Source organism: Idiomarina sp. PL1-037 (genome assembly GCF_034422975.1).
Taxonomy (GTDB): Bacteria; Pseudomonadota; Gammaproteobacteria; order Enterobacterales; family Alteromonadaceae; genus Idiomarina.
In genome coordinates this window covers 2110306-2123382 of sequence record NZ_CP139873.1, presented here as the reverse complement: position 1 = coordinate 2123382, position 13077 = coordinate 2110306, and the positions used below count along the sequence as shown (strand labels likewise).

The following is a 13077-nucleotide window of genomic DNA, read 5'->3' as shown; positions in this document are numbered from 1 at the left end:
AGGCACCGCCAATAGTCAGGCGGTGCCGTGGTCTGCGCAGCTAGTCTGCGGCAGTGCCTTGTACGTTTTCAGAAAGGCTGCTGTTAATAGCCATCAGGTCTTGTTCCTGCAGCTGGCCGGCTGCTTGTTCAAGTGCCAAAATCTGACGAATATAGCCGTAGCGCGCCTCCGATAAGTTACGCTTTGCATTATACAAATTACGGGTGCTATCGAGTACATCCACAATGGTGCGAGTACCTACTTCAAAACCCGCTTCAGTTGCTTTTAATGCGCTCTCGGCAGATACCACAGACTGTTGGAATGCGTTAATGCTGGCAATAGATGCTGACACCTGGTAATAAGCGTTTCGCACTTCGCGTTCAATATTGCGGCGAGTCTGTACCATTTGTTGGCTGCTTGCAACGTAGTTGTCGCGCGCTTGCGCAACTTCAGATGAGGTACGGAACCCTGAGAAAATGGGAACGCTGACGTTTAGACCTATAGAACGGCTGTCCAGACGTGGTAAGTCAGTGGTCTGTTGGCCACTTTGATCCGAAATAGTACGTTCGTTATCTTGGGTAGAATAGCTCGCTTGCAAAGAAACTGTAGGGTAATGTCCGCTTTGACTCAGTTGAATTTGTTGTTCCGCGATATCCACTAATACCTTACTTTCCAATAGGCTCAGGTTGCTGTTTTCGGCTCTCTTTACCCACTGACGCACATCGTCCGGCGCCGGGCTACTGGGTGAAAAAGTTTCGGTATCCAGTGCCGCCAGAGTTTGTGGGTATTGACCGGTAATTTCACGGATATCTTCCAGCGCAATCTCTACCGCGTTACGCGCCTGAATTTCGCGAGCAACTGCGCTGTCATACTGCGCTTGTGCTTCATGTACGTCAGTAATGGCCGTTAGCCCAACGGAGAAACGCTGTTTGGTCTGTTCAAGCTGACGCTCAATCGCTTTTTTCTCAGCTTCCGCGAAGGATAAGTCATCGCGGGCTTGTAGTGCCTGGAAATACGCATTCACAACGCGAAGCATTAAATCTTGCTGGGCGTTACTGTAAGCAACTTCTGACCGATAAGCTTGTTTTTCAGCAATATCGGCGTTTTTCCAAACGCTCCAGTCAAACAGGCTTTGATTTAGAGTGACCCCAGCTTGCCAGCCTTTAGTATCACTATCAAAAACTTGAATACTAGAATTTACAAATTCAGGAGAGTCGCTGGTCGAATCATTGTAACTTGCTTGACCTGAAATTTGCGGCAGGAATCCTGAGTTGGCAATATCAATACCTTTTTGTGCAGCATTGCGTTCTGCTGCTGCGCGTAATAAGGTCGGGTCATTATCTACGGCTAAACGGTAAATTTGAGCCAAATCTTCAGCATTTGACGTAAAAGAGGCTGTGGTCAATGCCAGACCGACAGCTGCCGACAAAATATGCTTTTTCATGGTAGTCAGATTCCTGTTACTTGACATGCAATTGTTCAATGATTGCGCATAGTTTACATACAGTGTTGAATGATTACCAGTGTAAATGATTTGCGCAGATAGTTTAAGAAAAACATGGTTTCAGAATTCGCTCAAGTGTAACAGAATGTTTGTCTTTAATTACCCCTAAGAAAGGACAGTAAACATGACGATTCGTTTTCACCGAGATGATGTGAAAGTAAAGGAAAAGGCACCTCTTTATCAAGGTTTTTTGTCGGTTTACCGCTATTCTTTACAACATCGGCTGTTCTCTGGTGACTGGAGTCCGGCGATAAACCGGGAATTAATGGAACGCGGGCACGCTGTTGTGGTTATTCCTTACGACCCAGTCCGCGATGAACTGGTTGTTCTGGAGCAATTTAGGGTGGGAGCGCTCGATAATAAAAATGGTCCCTGGTTGTATGAATTTGTCGCGGGTATGTTTGACGCTGACGAGAGCGCAGAGGAAGTCGCTACACGTGAACTAGAGGAAGAAGCAGGGTTAAAAGCTAAGCGCTTAATCTACGCGACCAGCTATTATTCAAGTCCGGGTGGTACCGACGAAAAGTTGACCATTTATATTGCCGAAGTTGACAGCCAGTCGGCTGCCAGTTTTGGCGGGTTACCCGAAGAAGACGAAGATATTCGGGTTCACGTTTTACCCAGAACAGAAGTTATTAGCATGCTCGAACGTGAAGAAATCAACAACGCGGCAAGTGTTATTGGGTTACAATGGTTGTTACTACATCGTGATAAGATGTTCTCTGACCAGGAGCAAAACTGAGGTTTTATTATGCAACAGCGCTATGTTGTCGACGTTGCGGAACTGCACCGGCTAACTGAACTAAATTACGCAGGCTTGTTACCGCTGCTGTCTCAGCTTGAATCTGAATCTGAATCTGAACCTGAAGCTGAAGTTACGCTTTACGCGGGCGAAAACTTAGCTTTCAATTTACGCAACGTTAGTGAATCGCGCTACACCTCAGATATAGAAATTGAGCAATTGAAGCCAAACTGGGCGGATTACTTACAGGCAAAAATGACGGTAAGGTTATACCATGATGTGCGTATGGCTGAGATCATATCCAGTCAGGGGGTTACCCGATTAGCGGCACGTTATCAACAACCTAACCGCGAAATGCGGCACCGAGACGAAAAGCATCAGGTTAATCAGTTTTTGGCTGACTGGTTAACCTTGTGTCGAAAGCAAGGTCATATTCAACCAAAACTCAGTGAAGCCGTTCAGAAATTTATGCCTTACTACTTCAAATAGATGCCAGTTAACGGTAAATTGAGGCAGACTTTTTGCGGATCGAGCCAATAATAAAAACAGGGACTCATGACAGACTATAAATCCGACTCCATTGAGGTGCTGAACGGACTGGAACCGGTTCAGCGCCGCCCCGGTATGTACACTGAAACCTCTCGACCTAACCATTTGGGTCAGGAAGTTATAGATAACAGTGTCGATGAAGCTCTGGCGGGGCACGCTAAATCATTACTAGTTGTTTTGCACCCCGATCAATCTCTCGAAACGACAGATGATGGACGGGGAATGCCAGTGGATGTCCACCCGGAAGAGGGGGTTCCCGGCGTTGAACTGATTATGAGCAAACTGCACGCCGGCGGTAAATTTTCAAATAAAAACTATCAATTCTCCGGTGGTTTGCATGGTGTGGGTATTTCGGTTGTTAATGCGCTTTCCAAGCGCGTAGAGCTGACTATTAAGCGTGACGGCCAGGTTTACGAAATGGCTTACGAAAACGGTGATAAAGTCAGTGAGCTCGAGGTTACCGGTACCGTAGGTAAGAGAAATACCGGCACACGGGTTCACTTTTGGCCAGACCCTCAATATTTCGATTCGGCTAAATTCTCGATAACCAAGCTAAAGCATATTTTGCGAGCTAAGGCAGTACTTTGTCCCGGGCTGAAAATAACCTTCCGCAATAAAATAGACGGTACAGAAGATACCTGGTTTTATCAGGACGGTCTGACCGACTACCTGGTGGAAGCGGTAAAAGATGTACCGACGTTGCCGGAAATGCCGTTTGACGGAAGTTTTAGCTCTCAGACTGAAGGCGTTGACTGGGCCGTTACCTGGCTCCCGGAAGGTGGTGAAGGGGTCTCTGAAAGTTACGTTAATCTCATTCCTACTACGCTCGGCGGTACACATGTTAATGGACTGCGTCAGGGCTTGCTGGAAGCCATGCGCGAGTTTTGCGAGTTTCGTAATTTGTTACCCCGTGGTGTCAAATTAACACCAGACGATGTCTGGGAACGTTGCAGTTACATTCTGTCGACAAAAATGCAGGACCCGCAATTTGCGGGACAGACCAAAGAGCGTTTGTCATCCCGTCAGTCGGCCAGTTTTGTTTCTGGTGTGGTAAAAGACGCTTTTAGCTTGTGGCTGAATGAGCATACCGATCAAGCCGAACTTTTAGCCGATGTGTGTATTAGTAACGCGCAACGACGCTTAAAAGCCAGTAAAAAAGTGGTTCGTAAAAAAGTGACTCAGGGTCCGGCGCTGCCTGGTAAACTCACAGATTGCTCAAGTCAGGAACCAGGCCGCAGTGAATTGTTTTTAGTGGAAGGGGACTCCGCCGGAGGCTCTGCTAAGCAAGCCCGCGATCGCGAGTTTCAGGCCGTTATGCCACTGCGGGGTAAAATCTTAAATACCTGGGAAGTCGATCCCGAGCAAATTTTAGCCTCGCAGGAAATTCATGACATTTCGGTAGCGGTCGGGGTTGATCCAAACAGTGTTGATTTGGACAAATTGCGGTATGGAAAAATTTGTATCCTTGCCGACGCCGACTCCGATGGTTTACACATTGCTACCTTGTTGTGCGCATTGTTCGTAAAACATTTCAGACCGTTGGTCGAGAATGGCCATATTTTTGTGGCGATGCCGCCGTTGTATCGTGTCGATGTGGGCAAAGAAGTCTTTTATGCGTTAGATGAAGCAGAGAAGCAGGGCATTCTGGACCGGATTGAAGCAGAGAAACGCAAAGGCAAAGTGAATGTGCAGCGTTTTAAAGGTCTGGGTGAGATGAACCCACTGACACTGCGAGAAACCACCATGGACCCTAATACCCGCCGGTTAGTCCAGCTGACCATTGATGACGGCGAAGTAATGGAAGAGTTAATGGATATGCTGTTAGCGAAAAAACGCGCTGGTGATCGCCGTACCTGGCTGGAAAGCAAAGGTAACATGGCCGATTTGGCTGAACTGTAAGCACTTGTGAGCAAGGAGAAGTCAGAATGACGACGGAAGTTACAGAAACCCGCCCACTGAGTCGCTTTACTGAAGAGGCCTACCTTAATTACTCCATGTACGTAATTATGGACAGGGCGCTGCCAAATATTGGCGATGGCCTGAAACCGGTACAGCGACGCATTGTTTACGCCATGTCAGAGCTGGGCTTGTCTGCATTAGCAAAATATAAGAAATCGGCGCGTACCGTGGGGGACGTGCTGGGTAAGTTTCATCCGCATGGTGACAGCGCCTGTTATGAAGCAATGGTAATAATGGCTCAGTCTTTTACCTACCGTCACCCTCTGGTGGACGGTCAGGGTAACTGGGGGTCTCCGGATGACCCTAAATCTTTTGCGGCTATGCGTTATACCGAAGCTCGGTTGTCTAAGTTCAGCGAAGTGCTGCTGAGCGAACTGGGTCAGGGCACGGTTGACTGGATACCGAACTTTGACGGAACCATGAAGGAACCTCAAGTTTTGCCAGCGCGGTTGCCCCATATTTTGTTGAATGGCGTAACCGGTATTGCCGTTGGCATGGCGACGGACATTCCTCCGCACAATGCCCGTGAAGTGGCAAATGCTTGCGCGATGTTACTGGAAAAGCCGGGCAGCCAGCTTGAAGATATAATGGAAGTGTTGAAGGGCCCGGACTATCCGACAGATGCAGAAATCATTACGCCGTCGGAAGACATCGTTAAATTGTACGAAACTGGGCGTGGCAGCATTAAAATGCGAGCTTGTTACAGCGTTGCAGACGGCGAAATTGTTATTACGGCGCTGCCACATCAGGCCTCGGGTGCAAGGGTTTTAGAGCAAATAGCTCAGCAGATGCAGGCGAAAAAGCTTCCTCTGGTATCTGATCTGCGCGATGAGTCTGACCACGAGAACCCAACCCGCTTGGTTGTGGTTCCTCGTTCGAATCGGGTCGACACCGAACAGTTAATGAACCACCTGTTCGCTACCACCGACTTAGAAAAGCAGTATCGGGTTAATCTGAATATTCTCGGCTTAGATGGTCGACCAAAAGTGAAGCCGTTGGTGGGCATTCTCAAAGAGTGGCTGGAGTTTCGTCAGACAACGGTAACCCGACGTTTGCAGCATCGTTTAGATAAAGTGCTGGCGCGTTTGCATATTCTGGAAGGCTTACTCATTGCTTATCTGAATATTGATGAAGTTATTGAGATTATTCGCACAGAAGACAAGCCGAAAGAAGAACTGATGAGTCGTTTTGCGCTTACTGATAAGCAAGCCGAAGCGATTCTTGAATTGAAGTTACGCCACTTAGCTAAATTAGAAGAAATGAAGCTGACTGGCGAACAAGATGAATTGAATAAAGAACGAGATAAGCTTGAGACCTTGCTGGGCTCTGATCGTCGTCTGAAAACTTTGATTAAAAAAGAATTGCTGGCGGATGCTGAGAATTATGGCAACGAACGTCGTTCGCCTATCGTTGAACGTTCTGAAGCAAAAGCGCTAAGCGAGCGAGACTTAACACCTGCTGAAGCGGTCACTGTTGTGCTCTCTAAAAAAGGCTGGGTACGTACAGCCAAAGGTCATGATATCGAGGGTGATAAGCTCAGTTATAAATCCGGTGACAGTTATCTGGCGTCGGCTGAGGGTAAGAGTAATCAGCCGGTGGTGTTCCTGGATACTTCAGGAAAAAGCTTTTCCTGTGAAGCTCATCTGTTGCCATCAGCGAGAAGTCAGGGAGAACCTCTGACCGGACGTTTTAGCCTGGTTGCTGGTGAGAATGTCGAGCATGTTTTAATGGCAAAAGATGAAAGCCATTTGCTACTGGCGTCTGACGCAGGCTACGGGTTTGTTTGTCAGTTTAGTGATTTAGTCAGCCGTAATAAAAATGGTAAAGCCATTATTACATTACCTACCGGGGCTAAGATCCTGCCGCCGAATAAGGTGAATGACCTGCAACACGACAAAGTCATTGTTATTTCCAACGAGGGCCGGATGTTGGTCTTCCCGGTTGCAGACCTACCCCAGCTGAGCAAAGGAAAAGGGAATAAGTTAATCAGCATTCCTGCCTTAAGAGCGCAGTCCCGCGAGGAATATGTGGTTGCTCTGGCGACCGCAGCGCCGGATGTTGCCATTACTCTCATTGCAGGTAAACGCAAACTGACTCTGAAGCCGGCTGATTTAGAACATTATTACGGAGAACGTGGTCGCCGGGGCAATAAACTGCCGCGCGGGTTGCAACGTGTCGACGAAATAGTGGTTGAGGAAAACAAGGATTAATTGGGGAGTTTGAATGTTAGCCTTGTTGAGATGGTTGTTTCTTGGTGGTTTTGTTGTGGTGTTTGGTGTCGTAGGCTGCTTGTTTTGTATCGTCCGGCCTTTTCACCGCAACAATACGTATCGTTTTGCCCGTATTTTTGGTTGGGCAATACGGGTTTTGGGGATGCGAATTGAGGTCAGTCGGCACCCGGATATTGAAAAGGGTGGGCCTTATGTCTTTATTTGCAATCATCAAAATAGCTGGGAAATTTTTACCATAGCAGCAATGCTGCCAAAAAATACCGTTACTGTTGGCAAGAAGAGTCTTAGGTGGATACCGTTTTTCGGCTGGCTCTACTGGTTGGCAGGCAATATCCTTATAGACAGAAAAAATGCCGGTAAAGCGCATGGCACAATCGGGCAGACGGCCGATGCAATAAAGCAGCGCGATATTTCGGTATGGATGTTTCCAGAAGGCACTCGCAGTTACGGGCGTGGTTTGTTGCCATTTAAAAACGGTGCTTTTCATACTGCTTTTCGTGCCCAGGTGGATGTCGTGCCGGTCTGCGTGTCTGAATTACACGGTAAGATAAAGATGAACCGCTGGAACAACGGTGTGTTAAAAGTGGCGTTTCTTGAACCGGTGCGAATTGCCAATTACCAGCGAGAGAACCTACGTGAATTAAGTGCTCACTGTCATCAAAAAATGGATGATAAAATTAAGCAGTTAAACGCGAGCATTGAGCAAGAACAGGCTAAAAAGGAAAAAACATGAGTCGAGATCTTAGCGATCTACTTACGCAAAGTGAAGAAACTGTACAGGCTTTGATTGCTGATGGTGCAGAAACGGAACTCTTGTATGAAATTGAACATCACTTAGCTAGCCAGGACTTTACCAAATTGGAAAAAGCCGCTGTTGAACTGGTCAAGCAGGGGTATCATGTGGACGATGCCGATGAATTTGAAGACGAACGTGGCAAGCGTTGGTTTGCGTTTATGGCAGTCACAGACGCTGAGCTCGATAACGATATTCTCAACCGTCAGGTGCGTGAAATAGCTGCTATTGCTGACGAATGCGAAGTTGAATACGACGGCTGGGGTACGCTGATTGAAGACGAAGAACTTGACGATGAAGGCTTAGATGATGAAGAGGTGTGAGCCTCCTCTGTGAAGCAAAAAAAAAAGCCCGAGTCTAATGACCCGGGCTTTTTTTCAGCAATGGCGCTGTACAAAATTAAAGAGCTTTAATCTTGTCCTGTTGTTCCTGCAACTGCTCTAGCGTTGTTTCAGCCTCTGAAAGCTTTTCACGTTCTTTGGCAATGACAGCTTCAGGTGCTTTACTGACAAAGTTATCATTGCTTAACTTGCCATTCAGGCGCTGCCACTCTTTATTTGCTTTCTCAATAGACTTTTGCAGACGTTGCAGCTCAGCTTCTTTATCAATTAAACCGGCCATTGGAATGTGTAGCTTCAACGTATCAACCAGCGCGGTCATACTGGCCGGAGCGTCATCGTCGCTTTCAATAAACTCAATAGACTCCAGTTTTGCCAAGCTACTGAGGAAGCTTTGGTTATTCTCAATACGGCCTCTGGCCATTGCGTCCGCATTTGAGAGCAGCAGAGGCAAAGGCTTATTCGGTGATAAATCCATTTCGCCACGAATATTACGAACAGCCAAAATAACGCGCTTAAGCCACTCCATGTCCTGCATTGCCTGATGGCTGACGTTGTCCTCAACCTGAGGGAACGGCTGCAGCATAATGGTATCCCCAGTATTACCAACCAGCGGTTTAACGCGTTGCCAGATGGTTTCGGTAATGTAAGGCATAACTGGGTGTAATAAACGCAGCAACCGCTCTAAAACATTTACCAGCGTGTGGCGGGTACCGCGTTGTTGTACTTCAGTACCATTTTGCAGCACCGGTTTAGTGAGTTCCAGATACCAGTCACAGAACTGATTCCAGGTAAACTCGTATGCAATAGCCGCAGCCTGATCAAAACGGTAGGTATCCAAAGCCTGACGAAAGTCTTTTACTGTGCTGTTAAAACGGGCAATGATCCATTCGTCTGCCAGTGACAGGGTCATGTCGTCATTTTCAAGCCCACAGTCATGTTCTTCGGTGCTCATCAGCACATAACGGCTGGCGTTCCACAGCTTGTTACAGAAGTTGCGATAACCCTCGAGGCGCTTCATGTCCCAGTTGATATCGCGACCTGTTGAGGCAAGCGCAGTTAATGTAAAACGCAGTGCATCGGTTCCGTGAGCGGTAATACCTTCAGGAAACTCCTTGCGGGTGCGCTTTTCAATTTTCTCGCGCATTTTAGGCTGCATTAAATTGGCAGTACGTTTAGCGACCAGTTCGTCAGCACTAATGCCGTCAATCATGTCCAGCGGGTCTAATACATTGCCTTTAGACTTAGACATTTTCTGACCTTCTTCGTCGCGAATAAGTCCAGTTACGTAAACTTTCTTAAACGGAACTTGCGGCTGGCCTTCTTCGTCTTTCATAAAGTGCATGGTCATCATGATCATGCGGGCAACCCAGAAGAAAATAATGTCAAAACCGGTAACCAGCACATCGGTCGGATGGAAGGTTTTTAAGTCCTCGGTATTTTTGGGCCAACCTAAGGTAGAGAAGGTCCATAACGCGGAAGAGAACCAGGTATCCAGTACATCTTCGTCCTGCTGTAGCGGCGTATCGGCTAAATTGTGCTTTTCGCGCACTTCTTCTTCGGTGCGACCAACATACACATTGCCTTGTTCGTCGTACCATGCAGGAATGCGATGTCCCCACCATAACTGACGCGAAATACACCAGTCCTGAATGTCGCGCATCCAGCTGAAATACATGTTCTCGTATTGCTTAGGCACAAACTCAATACGGCCGTCTTCAACCGCTTCGGTTGCCTGTTGGGCCATAGGCTCAACGCGGACATACCATTGGTCGGTCAAATGCGGTTCAATAGGAACGCCACCCCGGTCGCCATAAGGTATTTTGTTGGTGTGCTTTTCAATTTTTTCCAACAAGCCCAGTTCGTCAAATTCAGCAATAAGCTGTTTACGAGCCTCGAAACGCTCTTTACCCGCGTACTGTTCAGGTAGTGCACCATTAAATCCGTTCAGCTCTTCAAGCGCTTCACCCGTACTGGTGTAAAGGCCTGCTTTTGCCATAACATGAGCGGTGTCATCAAAAATGGAAATCATGCCAGTTTGATGACGCTTGCCAATCTCATAGTCATTAAAATCATGTGCAGGGGTTACCTTTACGCAACCGGTACCGAATTCGCTGTCAACGTGATGGTCGGCAACTATCGGAATACAGCGGTTAACAATCGGTAGCTCAAGGTGCTTGCCCACCAAATGTGCGAAGCGTTCGTCGTCGGGATGCACGGCAACACAAACATCGCCTAACATGGTTTCCGGGCGGGTGGTTGCGACCACTAAATGGTCTTTACCGTCTTCCGTTTTCTCACCATCGGCCAGCGGGTAACGTAGATACCAGATTGAACCTTGTTGTTCTTTGTTTTCGACTTCTAAATCAGAAATGGCAGTTTGCAGCGCCGGATCCCAGTTGACCAGGCGCTTACCACGGTAAATCAGGTTGTCTTCGTGCAGTTTTACGAAGACTTCACGGACCGCATCTGAAAGACCTTCGTCCATAGTGAAGCGTTCGCGATCCCAGTCTACTGAGTCGCCCAGACGGCGCATTTGTTGGGTAATTGTGCCACCCGACTGTTCCTTCCACTCCCAGATTTTATCGATGAACGCGTCGCGACCAAGCTCCTGACGGGTTTGTCCCTGAGCTGCCAACTGGCGCTCAACAACCATTTGCGTGGCAATACCTGCGTGGTCAGAACCTACTTGCCAAAGGGTATTAAGGCCATCCATGCGCTGGTAACGGGTAAGCGTATCCATAATAGTGTGTTGGAAGGCATGGCCCATATGCAGACTGCCGGTAACATTGGGTGGCGGAATCATAATCGAGTAGGAATTGCCTTTACCTGAAGGCTTGAAATAGCCTTTCTCTTCCCATTGTTGGTAGAGATCTTGTTCTATCGCTGCAGGGGAGTATGTTTTATCCATAATGACCTTACTTCTGTTCGGATGTCAGGGGCTCGGTTTGCATTTGGCAACCGCGCGCCCTGTAATGTTTGTAACGCTCGCGAGCTGTTTTTTTGCCATTGTCATCGGCTGGAACAATGTCATAAAGCTGTTGGCTCTGCTGAGCTTGTACCGGAATATCTTCCGCCAGATTAAACAGTGCATAACCCGGCCGGTTGTTCACGGCATCTGCCTCAGGCCAGCAGAACTCTACCGGAGCACCAGTAGCCGGGCCTTCGCCGTGTAAGTTATGCGGAATAAAAGCATCTCTTGGTTGTTGCCACAAGAGTTCGTCCAGAGCTTCAGCCTGTTGTTGACTGCGGGCCCAGACCCGCAACTTTTTATGCTTTCGGTACAGTTCCGCTATCTTATCGCAGATAAGCCGGTTTTGCTCATCTTCGGCTTGGTCCGGCATTAAGAAAAAGGTGGCTGACGGCATTTTATTCAGCTGCCTCGGTGTCGCACCGGTTGATTAAGAACTGAGTTAACAGTGGTACCGGACGGCCTGTCGAGCCTTTGTCTTTACCACCTTGCCAGGCAGTGCCTGCGATATCCATGTGCGCCCAGTTGTACTTTTTAGTGTAACGCGAGAGGAAACAGGCAGCGGTAATAGTGCCGGCTTCACGCCCGCCAATATTCGCCATATCCGCAAAGGGACTGTCCAGCATCGACTGATACTCGTCCCAAAGCGGCATGCGCCAGGCTTTATCGCCACTTTGCTGAGCAGCGTTCAGAATTTCGTGTGCTAACGGGTTGTGCTGGCTGAGCACGGCGGAAGCATGACTGCCTAACGCAATAACACAGGCGCCTGTCAGCGTGGCTAAGTCAATCACCGATTCAGGTTCAAAACGCTCAATGTAGGTGAGGGTGTCACAAAGCACCAGTCGACCCTCTGCGTCGGTATTAAGCACTTCAACCGTCTGGCCGCTCATGGTAGTCAAAATGTCACCCGGGCGGTAAGCTTTGCCATCTGGCATGTTTTCACAGCCAGCGACCGCACCAATAACATTAATAGGCAGCTGCAATTCGGCCAGAGCCTGCATTGCGCCTAAAACGCCCGCCGCTCCGCCCATGTCGTATTTCATTTCATCCATATTGGCGGACGGCTTAATTGAAATACCGCCAGAATCAAATGTCAGACCTTTACCAACCAGAACAATGGGCGCTTGATCATCGGGAGCGCCTTTGTAATGCATTAATGTGAGTACTGACTCATGCTCTGAACCTCGGCCAACCGCTAAGTATGCATTCATCCCCAGTTTTTCCATTTCGGTTTCTTCAACCGTGGTAACCGATAGATTGTCGTAATTATCAGCCATTAATTTGGCTTGATCGGCTAAATAACGAGGCGTGCAAATGTTAGGCGGCATATTTGCTACGTTGCGGCAAATATCCATTCCGGTTGCCACGGCTAATGCATGCTGCACAGCTTGTTCGCCTAAAGCCAGCTCTTTGCGGCTTGGAACGTTAAAAACCAATTTGCGTAACGGGCGGCGAGGCTCTTCTTTTTTACTTTTGAGCTCATTAAAGTTGTACAATGTTGCCCGCGCAGCTTCTACTGCCTGACGAACTTTCCAGTAAGTATCACGACCTTTAACGTGCAGTTCACTAAGAAAGCATACCGCTTCCATTGAACCTGTTTCGTTCAAAGTGTTCATAGTACGGGCGATAATTTGGCGGTACTGACGCTCATCAAGTTCGCGTTCTTTACCACAGCCGACCAGTAAAACACGTTCGGCAAGAATATTGGGGACATGATGTAACAGCAAAACCTGGCCGGATTTACCTTCGAGGTCTCCGCGGCGTAATAGGTTGCTTAAATAACCATCACTGACTTTGTCTAATTGTTCGGCAACGCCGGACAGACGACGAGGTTCAAACACGCCAACAACGATACAAGCAGAGCGTTGTTTTTCCGGATTACCACTTTTGACGCTGAACTCCATGACAGTGCTCCTGTTTCAGGTGGCTTCAATGCCTGCTATAGTTTCGCTATAAAGACACTTTGTTGTTAAAATAACAAGTTTACTTAAAAATCACAGCTATTCCAGTA

The 13077-nt window shown here is 48.0% G+C and carries 10 protein-coding genes; 6 read left to right on the top strand and 4 right to left on the bottom strand.

The annotated features are described in order from the left end of the window. Positions 1-40: 40 nt before the first annotated feature. Positions 41-1423 carry an outer membrane channel protein TolC gene (tolC, locus tag U0358_RS10035; RefSeq protein WP_322406155.1) on the bottom strand — a complete coding sequence of 461 codons (1383 nt, stop codon included), beginning with the start codon at positions 1421-1423 and terminating at the stop codon, positions 41-43. 184 nt (positions 1424-1607) lie between these two features. Between tolC and U0358_RS10030 the strand changes: the two genes are divergently transcribed. The 6 genes from U0358_RS10030 (at position 1608) to rraB (ending at position 8080) form a co-directional block, all read left to right on the top strand. Next, complete coding sequence (locus tag U0358_RS10030) at positions 1608-2225, top strand: NUDIX domain-containing protein (protein WP_317497247.1); 618 nt, start codon at positions 1608-1610, stop codon at positions 2223-2225. A 9-nt stretch (positions 2226-2234) separates the two neighbouring features. After that, positions 2235-2714 carry a DUF1249 domain-containing protein gene (locus U0358_RS10025; protein ID WP_322406154.1) on the top strand — a complete coding sequence of 160 codons (480 nt, stop codon included), beginning with the start codon at positions 2235-2237 and terminating at the stop codon, positions 2712-2714. A gap of 66 nt (positions 2715-2780) precedes the next feature. Beyond that, positions 2781-4673: a DNA topoisomerase IV subunit B gene (gene parE / locus U0358_RS10020; RefSeq protein ID WP_322406153.1), complete on the top strand. Its 1893-nt coding sequence runs from the start codon at positions 2781-2783 to the stop codon at positions 4671-4673. Positions 4674-4699: 26 nt separating this feature from the next. Beyond that, positions 4700-6943 (top strand): DNA topoisomerase IV subunit A, encoded by a 2244-nt coding sequence (gene parC / locus U0358_RS10015; RefSeq protein ID WP_322406152.1) that lies wholly within the window; start codon positions 4700-4702, stop codon positions 6941-6943. A gap of 13 nt (positions 6944-6956) precedes the next feature. Beyond that, a complete protein-coding gene (locus tag U0358_RS10010; protein ID WP_322406151.1) occupies positions 6957-7697 on the top strand; it encodes a 1-acylglycerol-3-phosphate O-acyltransferase in 741 nt (246 codons plus the stop codon). Then, the gene (gene rraB / locus U0358_RS10005; RefSeq protein ID WP_317497242.1) at positions 7694-8080 is read left to right on the top strand and encodes a ribonuclease E inhibitor RraB; all 387 of its coding nucleotides are present in this window, start codon (positions 7694-7696) and stop codon (positions 8078-8080) included. Before U0358_RS10010 ends, rraB begins: the two co-directional genes overlap by 4 nt. 76 nt (positions 8081-8156) lie before the next feature. Here rraB and U0358_RS10000 read toward each other — a convergent pair whose 3' ends face one another. The 3 genes from U0358_RS10000 to pepA are packed head-to-tail and all read right to left on the bottom strand — an operon-like array spanning position 8157 to position 12970. Further along, positions 8157-11006 carry a valine--tRNA ligase gene (locus tag U0358_RS10000; protein ID WP_322406150.1) on the bottom strand — a complete coding sequence of 950 codons (2850 nt, stop codon included), beginning with the start codon at positions 11004-11006 and terminating at the stop codon, positions 8157-8159. A gap of 7 nt (positions 11007-11013) precedes the next feature. Then, on the bottom strand, positions 11014-11463 hold the full coding sequence (locus tag U0358_RS09995; protein WP_322406149.1) for a DNA polymerase III subunit chi: 450 nt from the start codon (positions 11461-11463) through the stop codon (positions 11014-11016). 1 nt (position 11464) lies between these two features. After that, on the bottom strand, positions 11465-12970 hold the full coding sequence (pepA, locus tag U0358_RS09990) for a leucyl aminopeptidase (RefSeq protein WP_317497239.1): 1506 nt from the start codon (positions 12968-12970) through the stop codon (positions 11465-11467). Positions 12971-13077: the final 107 nt, after the last annotated feature.